28 protein-coding genes and 1 tRNA gene are annotated in these 25,976 nt (G+C 56.6%); 12 read left to right on the forward strand and 17 right to left on the reverse strand.

All coding sequences use genetic code 11. The features are described 5' to 3' along the window. Positions 1-839: 839 nt before the first annotated feature. Positions 840-4,784, forward strand: coding sequence for an efflux RND transporter permease subunit (locus MTP36_RS00140; RefSeq protein WP_249252594.1), 3,945 nt, complete (start codon positions 840-842; stop codon positions 4,782-4,784). Between the two features lie 753 nt (positions 4,785-5,537). Beyond that, entirely contained in the window at positions 5,538-6,611 is a 1,074-nt protein-coding gene (locus tag MTP36_RS00145; RefSeq protein WP_249252595.1) for an aldose epimerase family protein, read from the forward strand. Between the two features lie 160 nt (positions 6,612-6,771). Here MTP36_RS00145 and feoB read toward each other — a convergent pair whose 3' ends face one another. Together feoB and galE are read right to left on the reverse strand one after the other, a co-directional pair. Next, complete coding sequence (gene feoB / locus MTP36_RS00150) at positions 6,772-9,114, reverse strand: ferrous iron transport protein B (protein WP_055186614.1); 2,343 nt, start codon at positions 9,112-9,114, stop codon at positions 6,772-6,774. A 159-nt stretch (positions 9,115-9,273) separates the two neighbouring features. Next, positions 9,274-10,299, reverse strand: a complete 1,026-nt coding sequence (gene galE, locus MTP36_RS00155) for a UDP-glucose 4-epimerase GalE (RefSeq protein ID WP_006735254.1) — start codon at positions 10,297-10,299, stop codon at positions 9,274-9,276. Between the two features lie 341 nt (positions 10,300-10,640). Here galE and MTP36_RS00160 point away from each other — a divergent pair, with 341 nt between their 5' ends. Further along, positions 10,641-11,075 carry a MarR family winged helix-turn-helix transcriptional regulator gene (locus MTP36_RS00160; RefSeq protein ID WP_249252597.1) on the forward strand — a complete coding sequence of 145 codons (435 nt, stop codon included), beginning with the start codon at positions 10,641-10,643 and terminating at the stop codon, positions 11,073-11,075. Position 11,076: 1 nt separating this feature from the next. After that, positions 11,077-11,853 (forward strand): sulfite exporter TauE/SafE family protein, encoded by a 777-nt coding sequence (locus MTP36_RS00165; RefSeq protein ID WP_249252599.1) that lies wholly within the window; start codon positions 11,077-11,079, stop codon positions 11,851-11,853. 256 nt (positions 11,854-12,109) lie between these two features. Here the strand turns inward: MTP36_RS00165 and tig are convergent, their stop codons facing one another. Further along, positions 12,110-13,414 (reverse strand): trigger factor, encoded by a 1,305-nt coding sequence (gene tig / locus MTP36_RS00170; protein WP_249252608.1) that lies wholly within the window; start codon positions 13,412-13,414, stop codon positions 12,110-12,112. Positions 13,415-13,670: 256 nt separating this feature from the next. Between tig and sdaAB the strand changes: the two genes are divergently transcribed. The 3 genes from sdaAB (at position 13,671) to MTP36_RS00185 (ending at position 15,515) form a co-directional block, all read left to right on the forward strand. Continuing rightward, positions 13,671-14,351, forward strand: a complete 681-nt coding sequence (gene sdaAB, locus MTP36_RS00175) for an L-serine ammonia-lyase, iron-sulfur-dependent subunit beta (protein ID WP_006735266.1) — start codon at positions 13,671-13,673, stop codon at positions 14,349-14,351. 3 nt (positions 14,352-14,354) lie between these two features. Beyond that, the gene (gene sdaAA / locus MTP36_RS00180; RefSeq protein WP_249241005.1) at positions 14,355-15,230 is read left to right on the forward strand and encodes an L-serine ammonia-lyase, iron-sulfur-dependent, subunit alpha; all 876 of its coding nucleotides are present in this window, start codon (positions 14,355-14,357) and stop codon (positions 15,228-15,230) included. A 208-nt stretch (positions 15,231-15,438) separates the two neighbouring features. Then, a tRNA-Arg gene (locus tag MTP36_RS00185) sits at positions 15,439-15,515 on the forward strand. Between the two features lie 274 nt (positions 15,516-15,789). On the opposite strand, the gene MTP36_RS00190 is transcribed toward MTP36_RS00185, so the two are convergent. From MTP36_RS00190 to MTP36_RS00215, 6 genes are all read right to left on the reverse strand, one after another. Continuing rightward, positions 15,790-16,215, reverse strand: a complete 426-nt coding sequence (locus MTP36_RS00190) for a hypothetical protein (RefSeq protein WP_249252610.1) — start codon at positions 16,213-16,215, stop codon at positions 15,790-15,792. A 120-nt stretch (positions 16,216-16,335) separates the two neighbouring features. Next, entirely contained in the window at positions 16,336-16,602 is a 267-nt protein-coding gene (locus tag MTP36_RS00195; RefSeq protein ID WP_249252612.1) for a hypothetical protein, read from the reverse strand. Positions 16,603-16,704: 102 nt separating this feature from the next. Continuing rightward, positions 16,705-16,860: a hypothetical protein gene (locus MTP36_RS00200; protein WP_249252614.1), complete on the reverse strand. Its 156-nt coding sequence runs from the start codon at positions 16,858-16,860 to the stop codon at positions 16,705-16,707. Beyond that, the gene (locus MTP36_RS00205) at positions 16,857-17,069 is read right to left on the reverse strand and encodes a hypothetical protein (RefSeq protein ID WP_249252616.1); all 213 of its coding nucleotides are present in this window, start codon (positions 17,067-17,069) and stop codon (positions 16,857-16,859) included. The genes MTP36_RS00200 and MTP36_RS00205 overlap by 4 nt, the downstream gene beginning before the upstream one ends. Then, complete coding sequence (locus MTP36_RS00210; protein ID WP_249252618.1) at positions 17,063-17,395, reverse strand: hypothetical protein; 333 nt, start codon at positions 17,393-17,395, stop codon at positions 17,063-17,065. Before MTP36_RS00210 ends, MTP36_RS00205 begins: the two co-directional genes overlap by 7 nt. A gap of 62 nt (positions 17,396-17,457) precedes the next feature. Further along, on the reverse strand, positions 17,458-17,790 hold the full coding sequence (locus tag MTP36_RS00215) for a hypothetical protein (protein WP_249252620.1): 333 nt from the start codon (positions 17,788-17,790) through the stop codon (positions 17,458-17,460). Positions 17,791-18,140: 350 nt separating this feature from the next. Between MTP36_RS00215 and MTP36_RS00220 the strand changes: the two genes are divergently transcribed. Genes MTP36_RS00220 through MTP36_RS00230 form a run of 3 tightly spaced genes read left to right on the forward strand, consistent with a single transcriptional unit; the run spans position 18,141 to position 19,136 of the window. Beyond that, complete coding sequence (locus tag MTP36_RS00220; RefSeq protein WP_249252622.1) at positions 18,141-18,479, forward strand: helix-turn-helix domain-containing protein; 339 nt, start codon at positions 18,141-18,143, stop codon at positions 18,477-18,479. A gap of 2 nt (positions 18,480-18,481) precedes the next feature. Then, positions 18,482-18,766, forward strand: a complete 285-nt coding sequence (locus MTP36_RS00225; protein WP_249252624.1) for a nucleotidyltransferase family protein — start codon at positions 18,482-18,484, stop codon at positions 18,764-18,766. Further along, positions 18,750-19,136 (forward strand): nucleotidyltransferase substrate binding protein, encoded by a 387-nt coding sequence (locus MTP36_RS00230; protein ID WP_249252626.1) that lies wholly within the window; start codon positions 18,750-18,752, stop codon positions 19,134-19,136. The genes MTP36_RS00225 and MTP36_RS00230 overlap by 17 nt, the downstream gene beginning before the upstream one ends. Positions 19,137-19,599: 463 nt before the next feature. Here the strand turns inward: MTP36_RS00230 and MTP36_RS00235 are convergent, their stop codons facing one another. The 8 genes from MTP36_RS00235 to MTP36_RS00265 form a co-directional block, all read right to left on the reverse strand. Then, positions 19,600-19,800, reverse strand: coding sequence for a hypothetical protein (locus tag MTP36_RS00235; protein ID WP_249252628.1), 201 nt, complete (start codon positions 19,798-19,800; stop codon positions 19,600-19,602). Between the two features lie 303 nt (positions 19,801-20,103). Beyond that, complete coding sequence (locus MTP36_RS00240) at positions 20,104-20,361, reverse strand: hypothetical protein (protein ID WP_249252629.1); 258 nt, start codon at positions 20,359-20,361, stop codon at positions 20,104-20,106. A gap of 67 nt (positions 20,362-20,428) precedes the next feature. Further along, positions 20,429-20,596 (reverse strand): hypothetical protein, encoded by a 168-nt coding sequence (locus MTP36_RS00245; RefSeq protein ID WP_249252631.1) that lies wholly within the window; start codon positions 20,594-20,596, stop codon positions 20,429-20,431. Between the two features lie 4 nt (positions 20,597-20,600). Beyond that, positions 20,601-21,797, reverse strand: coding sequence for a replicative DNA helicase (locus tag MTP36_RS00250; protein ID WP_249252633.1), 1,197 nt, complete (start codon positions 21,795-21,797; stop codon positions 20,601-20,603). Beyond that, entirely contained in the window at positions 21,794-22,501 is a 708-nt protein-coding gene (locus tag MTP36_RS00255) for a DnaD domain protein (protein WP_249252635.1), read from the reverse strand. The genes MTP36_RS00250 and MTP36_RS00255 overlap by 4 nt, the downstream gene beginning before the upstream one ends. Before the next feature lie 45 nt (positions 22,502-22,546). Further along, on the reverse strand, positions 22,547-22,786 hold the full coding sequence (locus MTP36_RS00260; protein WP_249252637.1) for a helix-turn-helix domain-containing protein: 240 nt from the start codon (positions 22,784-22,786) through the stop codon (positions 22,547-22,549). A 22-nt stretch (positions 22,787-22,808) separates the two neighbouring features. After that, on the reverse strand, positions 22,809-22,940 hold the full coding sequence (locus MTP36_RS15915) for a hypothetical protein (protein ID WP_256466532.1): 132 nt from the start codon (positions 22,938-22,940) through the stop codon (positions 22,809-22,811). A gap of 172 nt (positions 22,941-23,112) precedes the next feature. Further along, the gene (locus MTP36_RS00265) at positions 23,113-23,313 is read right to left on the reverse strand and encodes a helix-turn-helix domain-containing protein (RefSeq protein ID WP_249252639.1); all 201 of its coding nucleotides are present in this window, start codon (positions 23,311-23,313) and stop codon (positions 23,113-23,115) included. 140 nt (positions 23,314-23,453) lie between these two features. Here MTP36_RS00265 and MTP36_RS00270 point away from each other — a divergent pair, with 140 nt between their 5' ends. Together MTP36_RS00270 and MTP36_RS00275 are read left to right on the forward strand one after the other, a co-directional pair. Beyond that, positions 23,454-24,098: a helix-turn-helix domain-containing protein gene (locus tag MTP36_RS00270; protein WP_249252641.1), complete on the forward strand. Its 645-nt coding sequence runs from the start codon at positions 23,454-23,456 to the stop codon at positions 24,096-24,098. A 58-nt stretch (positions 24,099-24,156) separates the two neighbouring features. Further along, positions 24,157-25,587 (forward strand): site-specific integrase, encoded by a 1,431-nt coding sequence (locus tag MTP36_RS00275; protein ID WP_249252643.1) that lies wholly within the window; start codon positions 24,157-24,159, stop codon positions 25,585-25,587. The last annotated feature ends 389 nt before the right edge of the window (positions 25,588-25,976 follow it).

A 25,976-nucleotide genomic window follows, 5' to 3' on the forward strand; every position in this document is an offset into this window, starting at 1 on the left:
ATTTCTATGCAAAAAGAAAAGTCTTTATACACCTATGACGGGACGATTTAGAATGTGCTCCGCTGCGCTCTGCACATATTCAGCGGAAAGGATATTTATAATTTCGCAATTCTGGAAAATCTGCGGATTTTCCAGAATTGCCTTTTCACGGGAGGGGTCGTAAAGGCAAACGGCATTTGCAGCGCCGCTTTCTGCGAAAGCGCGGCGCTGCGGGTGGGCGCTCGCTCCCCCATGGGGGAGCTGTCGCGTAGCGACTGAGGGGCTATAAATGGAGAAGCGAAAAAAGCGTTAAAGCGATAGCGCCGACTGGCGCAGCGCTAGCTTTTTTGTGCTTCGACTTCTTCTTTAGGATTGTCAAGGGCGTGCAGCCCTTGGCCCGTTGCGGGGTGGGTGGAGTCCAGAGGTAGGGAGGGGGGAGTCGGAACACCCCTCCCTGCCTCTGGCCCAGCGGAGCGTCCCTGCACGCTGAAGGCAAGCAGAAAGTTACCCCGCAAAGCTTCCCTCCCCGAGGGAGCTGGCAAAACCGTCAGATTTTGACTGAGGGAGTAAAATTTCCCCTCCCCTGCAATGATCCACCCCGCTCAACCGTATGCAGTATGGAAAAGGTGTCGAAATTTTGTCCGGCGGCAGAGGGGAGGATGGCAGGCAGACTGCCGGTTTTGGGGCGGCAAAGTTGTGCGTTTTGCAGATTTTGACAGAACTTTCGCAAAAGATTCGCTGCCCCGCTATTGAAAGCACACGCCTTGCGTGTATAATAGGAATGTTAAGAGCCCCCATTGCCCCACGAAGGTGGAGAAACTGCTGCGCCGGGCGGTGCAGCAGAGAAACGGTAGGAGAAGATGGAAAAATTCAGTGTCAAAAAACCATTTACGGTGCTGGTTGCAGTCATCATGGTGCTGATGCTCGGCTTTGTGTCGGTCACCAAGATGAAAACGAACCTGCTGCCGGATGTCAGCACCCCGTACCTGATGGTGGTCACCGTGTATCCCGGTGCCAGCCCGGAGCGTGTGGAGAGCGAAGTCTCGGACGTGCTGCAAAACGCGCTTACAGTGCCCGGTGTGGAAAAGATCACCGCCACCTCGGCTGAAAACTACAGCCTGCTGCTGATGAAGTTCGTGGATGATACGGACATGAACAGCGCACTGGTGCAGGTGTCCAACAAGCTGGATCAGGCCAAAAGCGACCTGCCGGATACTGCCCTGACCCCTTCTGTGATACAGTACAGCATGAACATGAACGCCTTTATGACCGTGGCTGTCAGCCGCGAGGGCAGTTCGGTGTACGAGCTTTCTGACTTCATCAAGAACACCATGACCCCCTACGTCCAGCGCAAGGGCGGCGTGTCCAGCGTATCTGCCAGCGGCCTTGTGGAGCAGCTGGTGCAGGTGCAGCTGAATCAGGAAAAGGTGGATGACATCAACGAAAAGCTGATGGAACTCATCGACACCCAGCTGGAAGCGGCACATACCCAGCTGGAAGAGGCCGAGGCCAAGATCAAGGCCGGCCGCGCAGAATACGATAAGCAGTTCAAAAACTTCGGCAATACTGTGTCCAACACGGTCATGGGCACCCTGAGCTCTGATGTCGGCAGCGCCGTAGAGGTGGTGCGCAAACAGGCCGAAGCGCTGCTGCAAAGCGTCAACAACCTGATCGCCGTGGTCAAGGAGCCTGAGGTGCAGCAGGCCCTCATTGAGGTGCAGGCCGGCTTGCAGCGGGTGCTGGACAAGTTCAACAGCACCGGTATGCGGGATATCGACTCTCTGATCGAGATCGTGTCCGAGCTGCGCGATATCACGGATAAGCTCTCCTCTGCTTTGCAGACCCTGCAGAACCGCATCAACACCGAGACCGGCACGCAGGGCGAGGGCGCCGAGGATCTGGTAGACGAACTGCAATTGCAGGACAGCCTGAACGTCATCTATAAGACGCTGGAGGACACCATCAAGGCCATGGACAACGTGCCCGGCATGATGACCGAGTTCTCCAACGCACTGGGCAGCTTTACCCAGCAGCAGCTGGCTGCCTATATGCAGTTTACCGAAGCCCGCGAGCAGCTGAACGAGTACGAAAAGCAGCTCAGCGAGGCCAAGACCCAGTACGAGGCCGCCAGGGAAAAGGCGCTTGCCAGCGCCGATGTGACCAAGCAGCTGGATATCAAGACCCTTGCCAGCCTCATCTACGCCCAGAACTTCTCCATGCCCGCCGGTTATGTCAAGGACGAAAGCGGCGAGTCGTGGCTGCTGAAGGTGGGCGAGGAATACGACAGCGTGGAGGATATCCGCGGTGCACTGCTGCTCCATGTGGAGGGCTACGGCGATGTGCGCCTTTCCGACGTGGCAGACGTGGAGGTCATCGACAACGCCGCCGACAGCTATACCCGCCTGAACGGCGAGCAGGCTTCGGTGCTGAAAATTTACAAGGACGACAGTTCCAGCGCAGGTGACGTATCTGCCAACTGTCTGGATGCTTTCAAGGAGCTGGAAGCCCAGTACGATGGCCTGCATATTGTGGTGCTGTCCAATCAGGGCAACTACATCAGCATCCTGATCAAGAGCATCCTCACCAGTATGCTGGTGGGTGCCGCACTGGCCGTCGTCGTGCTGGCCATCTTCCTGAAGGACGTCAAGCCCACGCTGGTGGTCGGCGTCAGTATCCCTCTTTCGGTGCTGTGCGCCGTGGTGCTGATGTACTTCACCGGGCTGGACTTGAACGTCATGACGCTGGCAGGTCTTTCGCTTGGCATCGGTATGCTGGTGGATAACTCTGTTGTTGTCATCGAGAACATCTACCGTCTGCGCGGCCGCGGCGTGCCCGCTGCCCGCGCTGCGGTGCAGGGTGCACGTCAGGTGGGTATGTCCGTTGTGGCCTCTACCCTTACCTCGGTGTGCGTGTTCCTGCCGGCGGTGTTCTCTGCCAGCCTCATCCGCAACCTGATGGGCCCCATGTCCCTGTGCATCGGCTACTGCCTGATGGCTTCCCTCATCGTGGCACTGACCGTGGTGCCTGCTGCCTCGGCTACCGTGCTGAAGAATGCCCAGCCCAAAAAGCTGGCATGGTTCGATAAGATCCAGGACGCCTACGGCCGCAGTCTGGAAAAGGCGCTGAAAAATCGCTTTATACCGCTGGCAGCCGCCGTTCTGCTGCTGGTGTTCTGCTGCTGGCGGGTGGTCTCCATGGGCATCGTGCTGCTGCCCACCAGCACCAGCAACGAGGCCATGATCACCCTTTCCACCACCGACACCCTCTCGAAGGACGAGTCCTACGATGTGGCCGGTAAGGTGGTACAGGCTGTGATGGCTGTGGACGGCGTGGAGGAGGTAGGCATTACCCCCGACAACACTGTGGCGGGCATGGATGTTTCCAACCTTGGCCTGCCCTCCACCATCACCGACCTGCTGAACGCCGCCAACGGCTACGGCAAGTATAAGATCAACGTCAAGCTCAACGAGGAACTCTCTTCTTCCAAGATAGACGCCGCCTGCAAGGCCATGGAGGACGCTGTGGCCGGGGTGGCGGACTGCACCGCCACCGTCCAGCAGTACGGCATGACCGACGACCTGACCAGTCAGCTGTCCACCGGTCTGACCATCAAGATCTACGGCACCGATGCCGAGACCCTGACCGCCCTGTCCGAGAAGGTGGTAGACATCGTGAACAGCACTGATGGCTTCCAGAACGCCACCAACGGTCTGGGCGCGGGTGATTCCACCATCATCCTGCAGGTGGACCGCGATAAGGTGCGTGCCTACGGACTGACCGTTGCGCAGGTGTACCAGCAGATCGCGGCAAAGCTGACCACCACCACCACGGCACAGACCCCTGTTACCGTGGACGGCACCACCATGGATGTGCAGATCAGCAACAATCTGGACCCGCTGACCAAGGAAAACATGATGGATATGACCTTTGAGACCACCGTCATGTCCGCCGACGGCACCACCGCCACCGGCACCTGCAAGCTGTCGGATATCGCCAGCTGGACCACCGGCAACGCACCGGACTCCATCACCAGCGAGAACCGGAACCAGTTCGTCACCGTCACCGCCGAGACTGCCCCGGGCTACAACACCACGGTGCAGGCCCGTGCCGTGAAAAAGGCGCTGGATGCCTTTGCCCTCACCAACGAGATGCCGGAAGGCTGCTCCTTCTCCATGGGCGGCGAGAGCGACAGCGTCAACTATATGACCGACGAGATGATCCAGTGGATGGCACTGGCACTGCCCTTTGTGTACCTTGTCATGGTGGCACAGTTCCAGAGCCTGCTGTCCCCCTTCATCGTGCTGTTCACCGTGCCGCTGGCCTTTACCGGCGGTCTGCTGGGTCTGCTGCTCACCGGCCAGCAGCTGACCATGATCTCCATGATGGGCTTCATTGTGCTGATGGGTACGGTCGTCAACAACGGCATCGTGTTCGTGGACTACGCCAACCAGCTGCGCATGGGCGGCATGGAGCGCCGCGCCGCACTGGTGGCTACCGGCAAGACCCGTATGCGCCCCATTCTGATGACCACCCTGACCACCGTGCTGGCCATGCTGCAAATGGTGTTCAGCAACGATATGGCAAGCCAGCTGATGAGCGGCATGGCCATCGTCATCATCTGCGGCCTGAGCTACGCCACCCTGATGACCCTGTATATCGTGCCGATCCTGTACGATATCCTGTTCAAGAAGCCGCCGCTCAACGTGGATATCGGCAGCGACGAGGACTTGGACGACATTCCGGACGATGCCGCCGAGTTCATTGCCGCCCAGTCCTCTGCGGCACAGCCCCAGCCGGAGGCATAAGGCATACAGCCCGTGTAACCAAAGCGCCCCGCATTTCCACCGGAAGTGCGGGGCGCTTTTTGGTATTGTGGGCGCACGCCGAGGGATGTTCTCTTTTGACACCAAAAGAGAACCAGAAAAGTGCCAGCGATTTCGACGCGCTGGAGCCACGAAAAAGGGGCTGCTCGCCCCTTTTAACCCCAAAGCGGAGGGCTACACCGAAAAAAACTGAAGATTCACGCCTGTTCGGCGTGAAGATCTTTTAACCGTTTTTTCCGGCTCCGCCGATTTGCAGCCCCCTCAGGCGCTGCGCGACAGCTCCCCCCGGGGGAGCGGGCACGCCCGCAAGCTTTGCACTTTAGACGGAAACTGTGCCGCCATGCCAAAGGCTCCCTCCCAGAGGGAGCTGGCAAAACCGTCAGGTTTTGACTGAGGGAGTTCGTTCCCAACCCACCCGTGAAAATGGGGTTCAGGAAAGTCCGCAGACTTTCCTGAACCCCGAAATTATAAATAATTTTTCCGCTGAAGATGGCTAGAGCGAAGCGGAAGCCATTTAAAATCGTTTTTTCTCCGCAAACGCGCCGCCAGCAGCGCTATTGTGGGCACTTTCGATGATTCTAACAAAAAATCGCCGCAAAAATTGGATGGTAATTCTAAAAGGATTCCAACACAAAACTGTAAAACTGTGCTATAATCATAAATACAGACAAGATGCAAAAGGGGGCAGTCTGCCCCTTTTGCATTTCCGAAAAAAGCTTTAGGAGGCGAGGCCCAATGGCACAGATCCGTTCCAAGCCCTTCGGTGTGACCAAAGAGGGCGCTAATGTTACCGAGTACATCCTCTCGAACCCCGGCGGTATGTCCGTCAGCGTGCTGGATTACGGCTGCGTGATCAAAAATATCATCGTCCCGGCCAAAAACGGCCCGGTGGATGTGGTGCTGGGTCACGACACCATGGCAGATTACGAGAACGACTTCACCTCGTCCGGCAGCACCTGCTGCGGTGCTTTTGTGGGGCGCTACGCCAACCGCATCGAGAACGCCGTCTTTACCTTGGGCGGCAAGACCTACCAGCTGGAAAAAAACTGCGGCGAGCATCATCTGCACGGCTGTTTTTCCCGGAAAATCTATGAGGTGAAGTACTTCGGCGATACCCTGCTGATGGAGGCCGAAAGCCCCGACGGCGAGGACGGCTTTCCCGGTACGTTGAAGATCGCGGTGCGCTACACCCTTACCGATGACAACACCTTCCGCATGGACTACCGTGTGTCCTCGGACGCTGACACGATCGTAAACCTGACCAACCACAGCTACTTCAATCTGGATGGCGGCGGCGATGTGCTGAACCAGAAGCTGCGCATCTACGCCTCCCGCTATCTGGAGGGCAACAATACCACCTGCCCCACCGGCAACATCCTGCCCGTGGCAAACACCCCCATGGACTTTACCGCCGGTAAGCTCATCGGCAAGGAAATCGACACCGGCTTCCCCCAGACCACCATGGTGGGCGGCGGCTACGACCACTGCTATGTCATCGACCGCGCACGCGGCTCCAGCCAGAGCATCTGCGCATGGGCCACCAGTGATAAGACCGGCATCAGCATGAAGCTGTACACCACCCAGCCGGGCATCCAGCTGTACACCGGCAACTTTTTGCAGGACTGCCCCGCCCCGGGCAAGGGCGGCGAGCCGCTGCGCAAGTACGGCGGCTTTGCCTTGGAGACCCAGCACTATCCGTGCAGCCCCTCTCACCCGGAGTTCCCCTCCACGGTGCTGCGGGCAGGAAAGGTGTTCCGCGCCACCACCACCCTGCGGTTCTTCACCGGCAAGCAGTGCGGAAAACTTTAAAGAAAGATAGATCACGCAAAAAACGTCTGCTCCGGCAGACGTTTTTTTGCGTGATTCGTTTTGTTTATGGCGAGGACACTTTTGCCTCCACGAGTTCTCCAGTGAAAAAGGGTCCTGAAAAGCCTGCGGCTTTTCAGGACCCAAAAATCGAACCAGTATTTCAGAACACCGCCACGGCGACCAGACGCACCAGCAGGGCGCACAGCCATGCCACGGCGCACTGATTCACCACCATGATCGCAGCCCACTTGCCGCCAAGCTCCCGCTTGACCGAGGCTACCGCCGCGATGCAGGGGGTGTACAGCAGGCAGAACACCAGCAGCGGTGCGGCCTGTGCCGGGGTGAGGGCTGCGGTCAGGGCAGCCGTAGAGCCGAAGAGGACCAGCAGCGAGGACACCACGCTCTCCTTTGCCATAAAGCCGGAGATGAGGGCGGTGGAGATACGCCAGTCCGCAAAGCCCAGCGGGGCGAACAGCGGGGCGATATCGCCCGCGATGCGTGCCAGAATGCTGGTCTGCGGGTCAACGGTCAACGACAGGCGCAGGTCAAAGTTCTGCAAGAACCAGATGATGATGGTGGCACCAAAGATGACCGTAAAAGCTCTCTGCAAAAAGTCCCGCGCCTTTTCCCACAGCAGCTGCGCCACGTTTTTCAGGCCGGGCAGGCGGTAGTTGGGCAGCTCCATGACAAAGGGCACGGCTTCGCCCTTGAACACGGTGCTCTTGAGCAGCAGCGCCGCCAGCACGCCCACCAAGATGCCGGTGAAGTACAGCAGCACCATCACAAGCCCTGCGTACTTGGGGAAGAACGCCACCGCAAACAGGCTGTAAATAGGCAGCTTTGCGGAGCAGCTCATGAACGGGGTGAGCAGGATGGTCATTTTGCGGTCGCGCTCCGAGGGCAGGGTGCGGCTTGCCATCACGCCGGGCACGGTGCAGCCAAAGCCGATGAGCATGGGCACGATGCTGCGGCCGGACAGGCCGATGCGGCGCAGCAGCTTATCCATCACAAAGGCGACACGCGCCATGTAGCCGGTATCCTCCAGCATGGAGAGGAAGAAGAACAGCACCACGATGATGGGCAGAAAGCTCAGCACGCTGCCCACGCCGGTAAAGATGCCGTCGATGACCAACGAGTGCACCGCCGCGTTGACATTCCAGTTGGTCAGGGCGGTATCCACAACGCCGGTCAGGGCGTCGATGCCCATTTCCATGAGGTTCTGGAAGAACAGGCCGATGACATTGAAGGTAAGGAAGAACACCAGACCCATAATGGCGATAAACGCCGGGATGGCGGTGTATTTGCCGGTGAGGAACTTGTCGATGCGGTTGGAGCGCAGCTGCTCCTTGCTTTCGTGGGGCTTTACCACCGTCTGCGCCACCAGCTCCTGAATAAAGGAGAAGCGCATATCCGCAATGGCGGCGGCGCGGTCCAGCCCGCGCTCCTGCTCCATCTGCACGATGATATGCTCGATCATCTCTTTTTCGTTGGGGTCCAGTTTCAAGGCTTCCTCAATGCGGGGGTCGCCCTCCACCAGCTTGGTGGCGGCGAAACGCACCGGGATGCCCGCCGCCTTGGCGTGATCCTCGATGAGGTGCAGAATGCCGTGGATGCAGCGGTGCACCGCGCCGCCGTGGTCATCCTCGCTGCAAAAATCCATCCGCCCGGGGCGTTCCTGATACTTTGCCACATGGACGGCGTGGTCTACCAGCTCGTCCACGCCCTCGTTCTTAGCGGCGGAGATGGGGATGACCGGGATGCCCAGCATCGCCTCCATCTTGTTGATGCGTACCGTGCCGCCGTTGCCGCGCATTTCGTCCATCATGTTCAGCGCCAGCACCATGGGGATATCCAGCTCCATCAGCTGCATGGTCAGGTAGAGGTTGCGCTCAATGTTGGTGGCATCCACGATGTTGATGATGCCGGTGGGCTTTTCGCCGATGATGAACTGCCGGGTAACGATCTCCTCGCTGGAATAGGGGGACATGGAATAGATGCCCGGCAGGTCGGTGACCTCGGTCTCCGGGTGCCCCTTGATGGCGCCGCTCTTGCGGTCCACCGTCACACCCGGAAAGTTGCCCACGTGCTGGTTGGAGCCGGTGAGCTGGTTGAACAGGGTGGTCTTGCCGCAGTTCTGGTTGCCCGCCAGCGCAAAGGTCAGGGTCTTATCCTCCGGCAGGGGATGCTCCCCCTCCTTGGTGTGGTACTTGCCGCCCTCGCCAAGACCCGGATGCTCCACCATCTTTTCCGCCACCGGGGCGTGCACCGCCGGGGTCTTTTCGGTGGGGGTCACGGTGATCTGTGCCGCGTCGTCCAGACGCAGGGTCAGCTCATAGCCGTGGATGCGCAGCTCCATGGGGTCGCCCATGGGTGCCAGCTTTACCAGCGTGACCTCCGCCCCGGGGATCAGACCCATATCCAGAAAATGCTGCCGCAGTGCTCCTGCACCGCCCACGGCATCCACAATGGCGCTTTTGCCGATCTGTAACTCTTTTAACGTCATATCTGTTTGCCCTCTTTATATGTGCCATTCTTATGTGTTAGTCTGTGTTAACAAATGTAGTATAGGCTAACTGGCAGCGGATGTCAATAGAGAATATAGACACAAAAAAAGCACCGCATCTTCTCAGGCGAGAAAATGCGGTGCTCCGTTTTTTACAAGTTACTTCACGGTATGGTAGCCATCGGGGTTGTTCTTCTGCCAGTTCCAGCTGTCAGCGCACATTTCCTCGATGCCGTACTCGGCCACCCAGCCCAGCTCGTTCTTGGCCTTGGTGGGGTCGGCGTAGCACTCGGCGATATCACCGGGGCGGCGGGGATCGATGACGTAGGGGATCTCCTTGCCGCAGGCCTTGGAGAAGGCATGAATGACATCCAGCACGCTGTAACCCTTGCCGGTGCCCAGATTGCAGATGAAGAGGCCGCAGCCGGTTTCCAGCTTGCGGATGGCGCACACATGGCCCCGGGCCAGATCCACAACATGGATGTAGTCACGCACACCGGTGCCGTCCGGGGTGGGGTAGTCGTTGCCAAAGACGTGCACCTTTTCCAGCTTGCCCACAGCCACCTTGGCAATGTAGGGCATCAGGTTATTGGGGATGCCGTTGGGGTCCTCGCCGATCAGGCCGCTCTTGTGGGCACCGATGGGGTTGAAGTAGCGCAGCAGCGCCACGTTCAGGCTGGGGTCAGCCTTGCAGACGTCCTGCAGAATGCGCTCGGTAAAGGCCTTGGTGGTGCCATAGGGGTTGGTGGTAGCGCCCACGGGGAAGTCCTCGGTGATGGGCACACTGGCGGGGTCGCCGTAGACGGTAGCGGAGGAGCTGAACACGAAGTTGTGGCAGTCGTGATGGCGCATCACGTCCAGAATGACCAGCGTGCAGTTGAGGTTATTGTAGTAGTACTCGATGGGCTTGGACACGCTCTCGCCCACAGCCTTGTAGGCTGCAAACTGGATGACAGCGGTGATGTCCGGGCACTCGGAGAAGATCTTTTCCACGTCCTCACGGCGGGTCATGTCTGCCTTGTAGAAGCGGAAATCCTTGCCGGTGATCTGCTTGACCCGGTCCAGAACCACAGGAGAAGCGTTATAATAATTATCTGCCACCACGATATCGTAGCCAGCGTTCAACAGTTCGATGCAGGTGTGGCTGCCGATGTAGCCGGCACCGCCGGAAACCAAAATTGCCATAGCCGAGTACCTCTCTCACATAGTATTATCACTTTTATCTCTTTGCGCCGGGCGCTGCCCGGTCTGCTTAAAGCATACCGCTTTTTGCCGCCGACTGCAAGGGGCGCTTTCTTTATTCAGATATATTTTTGTTGCAGCTTTTTCCCGTGCACGTTTGATTAACAGAGATTTTTTGCACTTTTCACATGGAGAGAATGCGCCGTTTGTGCAAAACATAGAAATAGCACGGCTGCTTGCCTTGCACAACAGCACGGATTCTTTTTTCTCTTGACATCTCCCCTTATCTGTACTATAATGCTTCAAAAATGAACTATTCATAAAAAGACAAAAAGGAGCGCCGCATGAATCCTACCATAGAGATCAGTTTCAAGACCGCACAGGCGTACAGCGCCATGTGCAAGCCGCTGTGTCAGGAACTAAAGCTGCCCCAGACCGCCTTTGACATCCTGATGTTTCTGGCAAACAACCCGGACTGCACCACCGCCCGGGATATCGTGGAGATCCGCAAGATCAAGGCGAACCTTGTGTCGGTGAACGTGGATCGCTTGGTGCAGGAGGGGTATCTGGAGCGCCGCGCCGTGGCGGGCGACCGCCGCAAGACCCAGCTGCTGTGCACCGAAAAGGCGCAGCCGGTCATCGCACGGGGGCGCGAGGTGCAGGAGCGCTTTTTTGCCCGCCTGCTGGACAACACGGACGCTCCCACCCGGGAGGCGTTTTTCCACACCATGGAGGTCATCGGGAAAAATCTGGACGAGATCTTAAAGGAGAATGGATAAAATGCACTTGCTGTTTACGGTGCTTGTCACCTTTTTTGCCGGTATGGGTGCCGGCCTTGGCACCGGCTTTGCCGGTATGAGCGCGGCGGCGGTCATCAGCCCCATGCTCATCACCTTCCTGCACATGGACCCCTACATGGCGGTGGGCATTGCCCTTTCCTCGGATGTGCTGGCCAGCGCAGTGTCTGCCTATACCTACCATAAAAACAAGAATCTGGACATCAAAAACGGCCTGATCATGATGGCAAGCGTGCTTACCTTTACGGTGGTGGGCAGCTGGGTGGCCAGCAAGGTGCCCTCCGCCACCATGGGCGGCTTCTCGGTGTTCATGACCTTTTTGCTGGGCGTCAAGTTCATTCTGCGCCCGGTCATGACCACCAAGGAAGCCATGCAGGGGGTCAGCGCAAAAAAGCGTGCGGTGCAGTCGGTGGTGTGCGGTGTGCTCATCGGCTTCATCTGCGGCTTTATCGGCGCAGGCGGCGGCATGATGATGCTGCTCATCCTCACCAGTGTGCTGGGCTACGAACTGAAAACTGCCGTGGGCACCAGCGTGTTCATCATGACCTTTACCGCCCTGACCGGTGCGGTGTCCCACTTTATGATCGGCGGCACGCCCGACTGGCTGGTATGGGTGCTGTGTGTGGTGTTCACCCTGCTGTGGGCGCGCATTGCCGCCGTGTTTGCCAACAAGGCCGCCCCCAAGACCCTGAACCGCGCCACCGGCGTCGTGCTGGTGGTGCTGGGCGTGGTCATTATGGGGTTCAACCTCTTGACCTGAAAAACGATTTAAATGCGCGTCGCGCTGCTCTGCGCATCAATAGAGGAAAAAACAATTTTAAATTTGAGAACCGGGAAAATCTGCGGATTTTCCCGGTTCATTTTTCACAGAAGGGAATGCAGTTCTCCTTTACGGCCTTTCCCGTGAAAATGCAATGCCGGGCGGTCCGCAGACCGCCCGGCATTGCTCTATTAAAAATAATAATTCCGCTGTGTATGCGCAGAGCAAAGCGGAGCGCATTCCAAACCGTCGGCGCTTACTTGCTCTCTACCTTTTCCTCGATGGTGGAGTGGTCGATGACCCAGTCGGCAGCCTTGCGGATGCCCTCGTTGCGGCGCAGAGCAGCGATATCGGTGCCCGCCTTGATCTCTTCCACCGTCTTTTTAGTCTTTTCAGCGCGCTCAGCCAGCTGCTTGTCGATCTCCTCATCGGTGGGCAGCAGGTTCTCCTGCTGTGCGATCTGCAGCAGTGCCATGCGGGCGCGGGTGTTCTTTTCTGCGGCGGCACGCACCTTGGCAGTAAAGCTCTCGCGGGTCTCATGGATCTGGCTCAGGTAGGTGGTCAGGCTCATGCGCTGCATCTGCAGCTGCTGCTGGATGACCTGCATCTGCTGCTGGTAGGCGTTTTCCACCAGAATGCTGGGGATCTCGCCCTCTGCGGCATCCGCCAGCTGACCAAGGATCATGTCCTTGGCGTGGTTCAGCGCACCGCCGTGGCGACCGTCGAACAGCTGCTGCTTCACGAAAGCGCGGTACTCTTCCATGGTCTCCTTGCCCATCTTCTTGGCAAAGTCGCTGTTCAGGGCGGGCAGCTGACGCACGCACACGTCATGCAGCTTGATCTTGAACACGACAGGCTTGCCGGCCAGCTCCTTGTTGGGGTAGTTTTTGGGGAAGGTGACGTTGATCTCGAACTCGTCCCCTGCCTTGTGGCCCAGAATGCCGTCCTCGAAACCGGGGATCATGCGGCCGCTGCCCAGCTGCACCGACTGGTCCTTTGCCGTGCCGCCCTTAAAGGCCACACCGTCCAGAAGACCTTCAAAGTCCATGTGCACCACATTGCCCTTTACAGCGGGGCCCTTGTGGGGCACCAGCTCTGCGGCATAGTTGCGGCGGCGCTCCAGCACCGTGTCGATCTCCTTGTCGGTCACCTCCGGGGTGACGCACTGGGAGGTAAAGCCGGTGGTCTTGGTCAGTGTCAGCTCGGGCTGCAGTGCCACGGTGGCGGTAGCCACAAAGCCCTCGTCCTTCTTCACGCTTACCAGATCGTAGCTGGGATCATCTACCGGCGCAAAGCCGTGTTCCTTCAAAGCAGCCTCGTACAAAGCAGGCACATCCTGATCCATCAGGTCGTTGATGGCATCGTACCAGAAGGTGTGCTCGCCGCGGTCAGCCTCGATCTGTGCGCGGTCGGCCTCGCCCTTCTGGAAGCCCTTGATGGTGTAAGTGGCGCGGGTGCGCTCATAGACCGCATTGGAGGCGGCCTCCAGTTCCTCAGCCGTAGCGCTGAAGGTCATTTTGCAGACACTCTTTTCAGGAGTTTCCACGCTTACCAGTTTCATAGGATCTACCCTCCGTGTTGTTCCCTTGGCGGCGGGGCGGCGCTGCCAAGGCAGCAGCCGGAACGCCATTTTGGGGACATTTTCAAACATTAATAAAGTTATTATAGCACAAGTGCAGCAAAAGCGGTATAATAAACTTGATAAAAATGTGCCGTTTTGGCAATTTTTGTCCATTCAAACAGGAAAAAAGCGCGTTTTGCGGCAGCAGCTGCCGCGCAAAAGTGGGAAAACCCTCAGGAAAGGAAGGCTGTCCCCTATGCGATTATTTGATGTTCTGGGCCCGGTGATGATCGGACCCTCTTCCAGCCACACCGCCGGTGCGGCAAAGATCGGCTATACCGCACAAAAGCTTCTGGGCGAGGTTCCGGCGCAGGCAGACATCGGCCTGTACGGCAGCTTTGCCACCACCGGCAAGGGGCACGGCACCGACCGTGCACTGGTGGCGGGGCTGCTGGGTCTGCGCCCGGACGACCCCCGCCTGCCGGACAGCTTTGCGCTGGCCGCGCAGCGGGGGATGCAGTTCAGCATCCACCCGGTAGAGCTGCGCTCTGCCCACCCCAACACCGCCGTGCTCACCCTGACCAGCCGCACCGGGCGGCAGCTTTCGCTCAAGGCGGCATCGGTGGGCGGCGGACGCATCCGCGTCACGGAAATCGACGGCGTACCGGCAGATTTTGGCGGGGACAGCAACACCCTCATCATCCACAACGAGGACACCCCCGGCTGCATTGCCGAGGTGACCATGGCGCTGGCACTGCGGCGCATCAATATCGCGTCCATGCAGGTGTTCCGCGCCGCTGCGGGCGGCTATGCGGTGATGGTGCTGGAGTGCGACTCCCACATCCCCCACGCGCTGGAGCGGCAGCTGGCGGTGATGCCGGGTCTGCTGAAGGTGACCTGCCTGAACGTGGACGAGCCGGAAGAAACGGAGGAATGAGCCATGGCATTTTTGTCCTGTGAAGAGATGCTGGCCGCTGCCCGCAGCCAGAAGATCACGCTGGCAGAAGCGGTGCTGCGCAGCGATTTGGAGGAGAGCCGCCTGACCGAGGCGCACAGCCGCGCCGCCATGCGGCACCTGTGGCAGGTGATGCAGGCCACCAGTCAGGAATACGACCCCGCACAGCGCAGCCGCAGCGGCCTTTCCGGCGGCGATGCCGCCAAGGTGGAGCAGGCGTGGCAGCAGGGGCGCCTGCTGGGCGATGATTATCTGGCCGCAGTAACAGCGGAAGCCCTGAAGACCGCCGAGTGCAACGCCTGCATGAAGCGCATCGTAGCCGCGCCCACGGCGGGCAGCTGCGGGGTGCTGCCGGCGGTGCTGCTGCCGCTGGCCCGCGCCGGGCAGGCAGACGAGGACGCCGTCTGCGATGCATTGTATGTAGCGGCGGGCTTCGGACAGGTCATCGCCGCCCGCGCCACGCTGGCGGGCGCAGAGGGCGGCTGTCAGGCCGAGGTAGGTGCAGCCAGCGCCATGGCCGCCGCCGCCCTGTGTAACCTGAAGGGCGGCACCCCGGAGCAGTGCGCCGCTGCCGCCGCCATGGCGCTGGGCAACCTGCTGGGTCTGGTCTGCGACCCCGTGGCGGGTCTGGTAGAGGTGCCCTGCATCAAGCGCAACGTGGTGGGCGCGGTGAACGCGGTCTCCTGCGCCAACATGGCACTGGCTGGGGTGGACTACGCCATCCCCTGCGACGAGGTCATCGATGCTATGGGCCGCGTGGGCAGCCTGCTCTCCCCCGACCTGCGCGAGACCGGTCAGGGCGGCCTTGCCGCCACCCCCACCGGCGTAAAAATTGCCCGCCAGCTGGCACAGGAGGACTGAGCGCCACGCCCACTCTCCCCCGCCCGGCGGGCGAAAAGCGGCCGTAGAAGCCGCTTTTTGCGCCGGGACGGCAGAAGGAATGCAGAAAAACCGCAGTAAAATCAAAGAAAAGACGTTCTTTTTCGGAAAATATAAAAATATTTCAAAAAAGCTGTTGACAAACCCCGCCCTTCGTGATAAAATACATCATGTTCCGAGCGGAACGTATGCGTTGGTAGCTCAGCTGGATAGAGTGACTGACTACGAATCAGTAGGCCGGGGGTTCGAGTCCCTTCCATCGCACCAAGTAAAATCCCACGATTGACCGTTGAAAATACGGTGTAAATCGTGGGATTTCTTGCTTTATATAGGATTCAAAAGGACTGGAAAGTGCCTCATTTGTGCCTTGCTGCCCCAAAAACTACCTCTCGTGTGCCTTACAGAGTGCCTTGTGCTGGATGCCCGGCGGGGCGGGTGCTTTTGCCTGTTCATCGCCTGTTTGGGGCAAAGAAAAAGCCTGTCCGGTGTGTAGCCGGGCGGGCTTTCGTGCTGTCTGTAGGTGCTGCGGCTCTATCGTAGGTCATGCACTCTGGGCAGTTGGCTTCTCCTTCTCCGTCTTGGCGAGATAGTTGTAGGCCATCTTGCACACGCCGGCATCGGTGTAGTAGTCCCCCATGAGGTCAGCGACCTCCGTCCATGTCAGACAACGAACAAAGCGTAGACGGAAAATCAGATACAGGCGCGCGTCCTGAATCGTATCGCAAAAGGCAATGGCTTTATCTCGCTCCTGCTCGGCCTGTTCCTCAAGGTAGGTTATCCGTGCATCCATGTCGGCAATCTCAACGGCCAGTCGCCCGGTGCTGTCTTTCACACCGGATGCGTGGGGCATACCGTTTAGCGAGGGTGCAGCGGGTTCAGCTCTCTGGCGCAGGAACTTCAAAGCCTCACGGTTCTTTTCGATGGTTTCATTCAGGTGGAAGTAGCGAGAGATTTCTTGGAGTGTCATGGTTTCCCCTTTCATCAATTCGACTGCACCCATTTTACCACAGTGGGCGCAGAGAATCCATCATAGAACGATGAAAAATGCCCCCTGCGGCCGTTTGTGGGCCGCAAGAGGGCGTTGCTGTTACTGTTCGGCGGTCAGGGTCTTGCGCTTCCGCCGGGCACGTTCTTCCCGGATGCCCTGCACCCTGCCAGCGTTCCAGAGGGCTGCAAATTGGGACATAACCGTCAGAGAACCGCAATCATCAACCGGCTGCGGAATCTTCAAAAGAGCCTGATACAAATCGCTGACGGCTTTTAGCGTCTGCGCTGTGCTCCATGTCCATGACAGTTTCATGGCTTCTTCTGCGGTGATGGTGGGGATTCTAGGGGCGTCATCATGGTGCTGCATGGTATTCCTCTCTTTCAAAATTCAATTAAAGTGGTCAGAATTTTCCCGGATGACTGGGTAAAGATAGGGCTTGGAAAGCCCGCTGATAGCCCGGTGGGGCTGTTACAGTATCTTGAGTGTATTCGGTGTTCCCTCGGCGTTCGAGGAATGCTGTGCTGCATCGTGCAGCGCGTGGAGATAGGTCAATAGGCGTTCTTTGTTGGCCGCTGACAGGCTGCGGACACGGCAGAGGACTTCTTGCCACTGGGCCGCGGTCATACTGCTGCACCTCTTTCCCGTTCAGTGCGCAGGTGGGCGGCTTTCATTGCTGCTTGTTGGTAACTCATGCCCACTGGAACCAGCACATAACAACCATCCTCGTGCTTTGCCTTCGCTGCAACAAATCGGCGGCCTCGTCGAACAAAGTAATCTTCCTCGCCGATGCGGAAGCAGTGAACGGATTTGCCCTTGAATGTTCCAATCAACATCCCACTGCACCTCCTTCCAACAGCTTGGCTACGCTTTTGCCGGCCTTTGTTGCGGCTGCATCCAGTGCGGCCAGCTTCCACAGAAACCCGGTGTCTACCTTGGCGGTCAGGCTGTCGCCCTTGTGAATGGCTGCCACGGTGTAGCCCTGCTGGGCGTACTGCTGCCGGATCCAGCTCTGCGGGGTCTGGTTCAGGTGGTCAAGCGTGTTAATCCGGCCGCCGTCCAGCACGATGCTCTCTCGGTGCAGAGTGCGGGGCTTGGCTTCCCGCTGGTCGATGTACTCAACCTCAAAGGCGTGTAAGCTGATTTTCTTTTCTATCTTCATGGTCATATCCTCCTATCATGCCCGGCGGGCTTCCATCTTCCCGCCGGGGTCCTCTGTGCGTGTTACTGGGCTTCTAGCGGCTTCACCTGCGATGCACCGAAGAACGATGCGCGGTAGGTCTGGCCGTCACCCCTGCTGCTGTGGATGAGCACCGCCTGAAACAGAGCCTTTGCACCGTGTTCCACCATGTACCCGGCGGCTTTCCAGCCTGCCCAAGTGTTCACAGGCTCGGTGATCCCGGCGGTCTGCTGCGCTTCCTCGATGCGCTGGGCGTTGACCGGGGCGGCCTTTGCGCTGTTCCATGCCCGGTGCAGGGCCTCGGCAAAGCTGCCCACACCCTTGCGGTACAGCTTCCATGCCTTATGCATGATCTCGGAGAGATTGTACTTTTTCATACTGTCCTCGCTTTACTTTGAGGGTCAGCTCCTGTATAATGGGCTTGACCCTTTGGTGGGTTTGGCTCGGTGGTTCGTTGGTAGCGGTCGCCGGGCCATTTTCTTTTATACAGCTTTCAGGAAGTGGGTTACTGACTTAGCACGCGCTCACGACTTACTGCGCTCCCGGTTCTTACTTCGCCCCTTGCCTTCCGGTCGTGCTTCCCTTGCTGTGTCTTCATTATAGCACTCAAACAAAGTGCAGTCTATTGATAAAATGCACAAGAATTGAGTGCTATAATTATCACTTTTTGCACTTGTAAATAGTGCAAAGATGAAGTAAAATAAATCATAGAAAGGAAGGGATCAGAATGATTCGGTATAGGATGGAGATTCTACCTGCGCTCAAGGCAGCAGGATACAGCACCAACAAAATTCGTACAGATAAACTCATGGGACAGGCTACCTTGCAGCAGCTGCGGCATGGTGAACTTGCATCATGGAAAACGATTGATACGGTATGTCGTTTGCTCGACTGCCAGCCGGGTGATCTGCTGGAATATGTGCCCGATGAGATTCCGAACGCTGAAACGCAAGCGGCGATGGATGAAGTGAACGAGATGATTCAGACAGGCAGCGGTGAGCACTTCACAGGCTCCACAGAGGAATTTGTCAAGAAGCTGCTGGATGAACCCGCCGGGGAGGAATGAACATGGAAGAACTGTATAAGCAGCTGGCAGCACTCGCCCGCCAGCACGGTGCCCGGCGGCTCGTGCTGTTCGGCTCCCGCGCCAGAGGTGACAACCGCTATAACAGTGACGTGGATCTGGCCGTGTATGGGATGCCAGAGAGCAACCGGGCAAACTTCTGGATGGACTGCGAGGACTTGCCCACGCTGCTGAAATTTGACATCGTGCATATCACAGACGGGATGAACCCGGCGTTTATCGAAAATATCAAGAAGGACGGTGTAGACCTCTATGTTGCAGAAGATTGAACACTATATCAGCGCGCTGGCACAGCTGGAACAGGCGGTAGCCATCTACCAGAAGAGCCAGCCGGATGCCCTTTACCGTGACGGCCTGATCCAGCGATTTGAGTTCACGGTGGAACTGGCATGGAAGTCCATCAAGGAATATCTGGAAGATCAGGGCAGCACAACGCCCATTGCCACCCCGCGCGCTGTGCTGAAAGAAGCCTTTGCCGCTGGTATCATTCAGGACGCGGACGAATGGAACAAGATCATCACGGCCCGTAACATCACTTCTCACGTCTACGATGAAAAGACCGCCGAGGATGTGGCCGCGCAGATCTGCAACGACTTTCTGCCCCTGCTGAAAGCACTGAGCAAGTTCTACCGCGATTGATAGCCCGCCGGGGGCTGTCAGAGTGTGGATAGAGCCACGGCAAGGAAAAATACCCACAAGCAACAAGAAAAGCCCTCAGACGTGCGCTGTCACGGTCTGGGGGCTTTGTGCTGTCTGCGATTTTGTTGGCGTTACCATTTTCGTGGTGTCACGAAGATGTACGCGAGTGAACAACATGCCGGTGACGCCGCCGGGATGGTGTGGCAGCTGAAGTGTTGCGCCCGGCGGGTGCTGCACGGTCAAAGGGTTTGGGATGCTTCCCAACAAGGCCGCTTTGTATAGACAAAGACATTGCTTGCAAGGCTTTGTGCGTACAAAAGCACTGCTTGCCGCGCTTGTGTTGGTACCACGGCGCACTGATTGCGAATGCTAGGCCCCCTGCAAGGGTGGCTGAACGGCTTGATGAAGATGAAGTGAGCCAGACTCACATCATCGACAGTGTTGGCCGCCAGCAGGGTGTAAGTTATTCGGAACTGCTGTCAGCGGATGGGGATGCGGCTTCAGTGTTTTTCCGCTGCTGATATTTTTCCCATTCATTGTCCAGCAGTTCTCGACCGTTTGGCATGGCGATGATCCGATAATAGAGCCGTAGACAGCCGCGCGCTAGAGTGGCAGCTACTTCCGGGGGGATTTCGTCAAGATGAATGTGAATATCATTGCCCATAGTCTTACCTCCTGAAATATCCTTTGTTTGTTTCATCAGCGGGTGCAAAGAGGATACAGGGTCGGGTGCAGGATGCGTAACGAAACGGTCAAAATTTTCCTATAAGACTAGCCCACAACAGGGGTCAGCGAGCCCGCTAAGGGCTAGGGTACCCGTTCACAGTACCTTGAGGGGGGCGCCGGGCTTGAGATGGGGTGCTGGGTGTGATAGAATGGCTGCGGGATGTGGTCTGTCAATCGCTCCCGCTAGGCTGCCTTGCGAGTTCGCTGCTTGCATGGCGGCCTTTTTGTTTGTCGGTGTCACTTAATCATCGTGAGTGATCAGCTCGTCCGTGGTGATAGCTGCCTGCATCTCTGCCGCCTTGTCAAAGGCGTTCTCTTCGGCTGCAAAGACAGCATCAACGGCACGCTCGTACAGCTTGGAGCGGGTTTCCGGGTCGATGCCGTCCAGATGGTTGATTGCGCCCAGCAGCTTGGAAAGCTTCTTCATCAGCGGACGGTTGCTGCTGCGGTCGGTGACGAGTGCGAATAGGTTCGGGTTGGAAGTGTGATTGATAATCATGGAAAGTCCTTTCTGCACCCTTACTGGGCGCGTTCAAAATCAACACCGCCGGGGTGTGGTCAGTTGGTCAACTGTGCATATAAGGCAGCAGCATGTGATAGACTACCTGCAAGACGTGCAGCGGGATGCTCTGGCCATGCTGCAAGGCTGCTTCGATACAGGCGATGTACTGCGCGCCGGTTGCATCATAGTGGTACGGCTCCCGGCGGCGCGGGCGGTTTGGGTTGCGTTTCATGCGTTCACCTCCCTTCAAGTTCGCTGGTGACAGTGAGAAAACGCTGGCGGGTTTTATCAAAGGTCAAGGGGATTTCACCAACACGGCCCTCTTTGTTTTTGGCAAGGATGGCTTGAAACTTCTCATCATCGCCAGACAGGAGCAAAATAGCGTCCGCGTCCTGTTCTAACTGGCCAGATTCCTTCAGATCGGCGGTGCTGGGGGATGCGTGTGCAGCGTTGCGGTTCAACTGGGCAAGGGCTATCACAAGGATTCCTGTGGTTTGTGCAAACTCGTGCAACCCGATGGAAATAGACGTGATTTGCTGATAGCGGTCTTTTGCCTTGCTGGCGGCCAGAAGCTGCAAATAGTCGATGAAAACAACTTGCGCCTTCATTCGCTGGGCCTGCGCCTTGACCCAACCGACCCCCTTGCCGGATGCAGACCGGATGAACAGCGGCAGCTTGTGCAGATCCGCAAGACTGTCAAGGTCAGACTGCGGCACAGTCTTTGCCTTCACATCGGCCAGAGGAACCGCCAGACGGTTCGCAATAATGCGGGAGGTCAGGGTGTCCGGGTCGGTTTCCAGCGAGAAATAGCACACCCGGAAGCCCCGCCGGGCTTGTTCACAGGCTATTTGCAGGGACAAGGCCGTTTTGCCGGCACTGGGTCGCCCGCCGATGATGAACAGATTGCCGGGTGAAAGGTGTAGGTGCTTGTCCAAAACAGAAATTCCGCTGGGAAGGTAGCGCGGCTTTTCATCCAGTTTTCGGATATAGGTGTCTACCAGTTCCCCGATTGGCTTGAAATCCTGTTCTTCCCGGTCAAGGGTCAAGGCTTCGCCCATCTGGCTATACAGGTCGGGCAGGTCTGCAAAGGTGGTCAGGTTGCTGCCAGCCTGAAGGGCCAAACTCTGGAACTGGGTCAAGGCCGCCCGTTCCCGGACAAGCTGCGTCCATTCTTCCACGCGGTCGCGGGTTATGGCGATATACTCACCCTCGCATTCCTCTACGCACTCCATAATGGCCGTTCGCTGCTCTGGATATCGGGAACAGGCTTCCACCGCGTCCAGCTGGCCCTTTGCATTCCAAAGGCCGGACAGCGCGGCAAACACCGGCTGAAGGTCTGCCGGGAAGTGTTCAATCTCCAAATCCGGCAGCGAATAGGGCGCAAGGTCTGGTTTAATGAGGATTGCACCCAGTAAAACCTTGTGAATGTTCATGTCAACACCTCAAACTTTCTTTCCTGCGGCTGTTCGGACTTCTTCCGGGCTGCACGGCGGGCTTCTACATCGCCAAGAGTACGGACACCATCCGCTTGCCAACCTCTCAGGATCCCGTCTACATACTTCCACGACCGATGCCCGCTCTCGGCGGCTTCATCAATCGCGGCTCGGATGATCTCCGCTGGGTAAATTTTCCGCCAGCGTTGCAGCTTGTCTAGTGCGGACGGTGGGAAAACGCCTATAATCTCTTGAAAGTGCTGCATGATCTCGGCAAGGCCTGAATCTGTGCGAGGAGCAGCGGGTGCAGCATTATCTACAGCTACAGCTGTAGAATCATAATCATATCCATATTCATATTCATATAAGCCATTTTTGCCATCTTCGGAATGGCATTTGCTATTTTTGCTATCGTTTGCCATTCCATCAGAATCTTTATTCCAACGCTTTTCAGCACCTTTCTCTCCTGCTTTTTTGCGCTTTCTTGATGTTTCAGCGTATTTTTCGCGGTTCTTGTCGTCAAATGCCTTGATGGTCTTCCACATCATCCGCATAGAACGATCAGAGAAATTTGGTTCAACGCCAGTTTCAATGTAACTAGCGTAAGCACGGACGAACTTTCCAAACTCTTCGTCTGTCAGTTCATCCATTGTATGAACGTGCTCTAGGAGCATGATGAAACTTCCTCTTTTCTCAATCGGCATTGGTTCACACTCGTTTCTTTTTATGGTTCGGTGTGTTCAAGAATATCACCTCCCAGAAACCCGGCGGATACCGCCAATGGTTTCATCCAGCCCTGCCGGGCCGGGGTCGCCTGCTTCAAAATATCGGGCAAGGCTATCCATGTTGACCAACCAGCGGTGACCTGCATTGACGAAACGCACTTTGCCAGTTCGGCAAAGGCGGCGGATATAGGCCGGAGATAAGCCGTAAATTTCGGCTGCATCCTTCACCGATTTCATAATCGGATAACGGATTGAATCGCCCATTTTATGCACCTCCTTGGTATACTCAAAGCGTTGCTTTTTGTGATGTGTCAGCAGTAAAGCACAAAACGAAAATCTTTGCAATACCGACAAATTTCGATTGAAAATTGATGCCATGAACCATTGTTGAAATGAAGTCCTTTGCGTCAAAATCCATCTAGTATTATCTGGTGATATCCAGTGTCATGCTTTGCAATGGATTACCTTGTTTTGCAATAGATTTACAGAGGGATGCCCACCTGATTTATGGATAAATGCTGCCGATTTTGTACATCAAAAATTATTGATGAAATTGAATCATTAACACGGTGAATCTTGTTCACTGCGCGTTAGCCCTCATCTTCAATAATTTCGGTCACGTCCACACCCAGCGCGGCGGCGATCTTGCCCACAGTGGCGGGCATGATTTCCTTTCCCTTGTTGATGTTCAAGATTGTCTGGCTGGACACAACGGCGTTATCGCGCAGGTCGCGCTGATTCCACTGCTTACGAGCAAGGGCAACATTAAGCTTGTTTTTTGAAATCTTCACAATTATCACCTCGGTTCAGACCAATAGTGGTCTGCTAGAAAGTATAACAGCTTTGTTTTGGTCTGTCAACAGGTGAAATAGATGCTTTTTGGTCTGGACTTTCAAACCGAGAACTGTTATAGTATGATTGAGGTGATTTCATGGCAGTTAGTGATAAAACCACTGGTGAAAAAATCAAACAAGCGCGGCTCAACTCTCACATGACGCAAAAACAGCTTGCTGAAAAATGTGGAATGGCTGATTCTGCAATCAGAAAATACGAGTCGGGAAAGGTCATCCCTAAGGTTGAAACGGTTCAAAAAATTGCAAAGGCTCTTGGTGAGAGATGGAATTGGTTTTATGCTTTGACAGCTGAAGATGGTGGAATAGATATTCGGAGTGAAAGGTTGAAAAAGGAAGGAACTTATGAAGAGCGTTTGTCTGCTGCGTGTGAATGGCTTGAGATAATTGAATCCGATGCAGAGAGAAAGACAAAAAGAATCTGGAGAGCAGATGAAGAAAATCAGTGGATAAAAAAACATCTCGAAGAGGTGGCTACAGAATACGATGTAAAACCCTGTGACCTAGAGCGTGTCTATCCATTTATTGACGATTCTTTGCAGCAACAGGTAAAGCGCATTGAGAACATGCTCAATAATGGTCCACTTAACTTAATGGCTGTTGAAAAAATATGCAATGCACTTGAACAGATGAACCCAAGAGCGCAGAATCTAGCGGCGGAACGTGTGCAAGAACTAGCTAGGATACCGGAATACCAATGGCAAAAAGAAAATGATGTAGAATAAAACTGTCGGCAAGAAGCAAATAGAACAAAAATGCTCACCCACAAAGGAGGGGTGACAGATGGCGAAAATCATAAAGCGCGCAAAGAAGGACGGCACCTGCTCCTACTGCATCCGGGTCTCCAACGGCTATGATCGGCAGGGCCGTCAGGTGCTGGTAAACCGCACCTATACACCCCCGCCGGGCATGACTGGGAAGAAGCTGGAAAAGGAGCTGCAACGTCAGGCAGATGCCTTTGAACAGGAAGTGCACGGCGGCATTTCGCTGGATGCGTCCATGAAGCTGGATGACCTGATAGAACGCTGGTTCACAGAGTATGCAGACCGCCAGCTGAAGCCCAAGACGGCCACAGAGTACAGGAAGCTGGTGCCGCGCGTGTCCGCTGCTCTGGGTCACATGAAGGTCAACCAGATACGCCCGGCGCACCTCATGGCGTTCTATGCGAATCTGTCCGAGGGTGGAGTGCGGCAGGATTCCACCTATACGGCAACGGCCGCGCTGCTGAAGCTGCTGCCGAAAGGCCAGCGGGCAAGGATCCGGGAGACCGCCGGGGTGGGCGAGGAAACCATGCGGGGGCTGTGCAGCGGCAAGGCTGTCAGCCGCAAGACAGCCGAGAAAGTAGCCGATGCCGCCGGGATGCCCTTGTCCAAAGCATTCACCGAGAACGTCAGGGCGGGCGGGAAGCTGGGCGGCAACACACAGCTGCACTATCACCGCTTCCTGTCCAGCGTGTTTGAAAAGGCGGTCAAGTGGCAGCTGATTGATGAAAACCCCTGTCGGCGCACAGAAGCCCCCAAAGCGGCAGAAATCGAAGTGGAAGCCTTACAGGAAGAGGACGTTGCAAAGCTGCTGGAAGCCCTGCAAGACGCGCCAGCACAGTACAGCGTTATCACACAGCTGGCCTTGCTTACAGGTGCCCGCCGGGGCGAGATATGCGCCTTGCGCTGGTCGGACATTGACCTTGACGCGGGTGTGATCTCCATCAACAGGACAGTGCAGAACATCGCCGGGCGCGGTACGGTATTCACGGCACCCAAGACGAAACGCTCCCGGCGGTGCATCAAGATAGGCCCGGAGTGCGTACAGCTGCTGCGGGAGTACCGCCAGCACCAAAAGGCCGAACGGTTCAAGGTCGGTTCCGAGTGGGTGCGCCGGGTGGAGATCGAGAACGGCAAGACGGTGGACAATGACCTGTTGTTCACTCGCTGGAACGGTCAGCCGTTCGACCCCAATGCGGTTACAAGCTGGTTTCCGGGCTTTCTGGCCGCCCATGACCTCCCGGCGGTTCACTTCCACAGCCTGCGCCACACCAACGCCAGCTTGCTGATAGCGGCTCATGTGCCTGTTACAACTGTTTCGGGCAGACTTGGCCACGCAAAGACCAGCACCACCACGGATATTTACGCCGGGTTCATCCGTTCCAGCGATGCGGCGGCAGCGGACGCGCTGACGGACGTTTTCAGTCATATCAAGGAAAAGTCGCACGCATAACAAAAGACGGCTCACAGGGGCATTTCTGCCGCCCTCGTGAGCCGTCTGCTTTTTTACTTTTCTCATAGTGCCCGTTTTATGGGATGGTATGCTCTCTGGAATGTGCCTTATTTGTGCCTTGTTGAATCGAAAAGAAGTGAAACGACCATGCACGAACAAACACAAAAACAACGGTGAATCTATATAAACTGCGATGACCGAAAACGGCGAAACTCATATAAAGGCCCTCTACGAATCAGTAGGCCGGGGGTTCGAGTCCCTTCCATCGCACCAGAAAATGCCGTGAAATCGAAAGATTTCATGGCTTTTTTGTTTTTCTGGCAGAGTCTGCACACTTTTGCACATCTCCTGCACATTTTACAAAAAAGCCATGAACTCTTTGCATCGCT

Origin of the sequence: Faecalibacterium sp. I4-1-79 (genome assembly GCF_023347235.1) — a bacterium.
GTDB classification, from domain to species: domain Bacteria; phylum Bacillota; class Clostridia; order Oscillospirales; family Ruminococcaceae; genus Faecalibacterium; species Faecalibacterium tardum.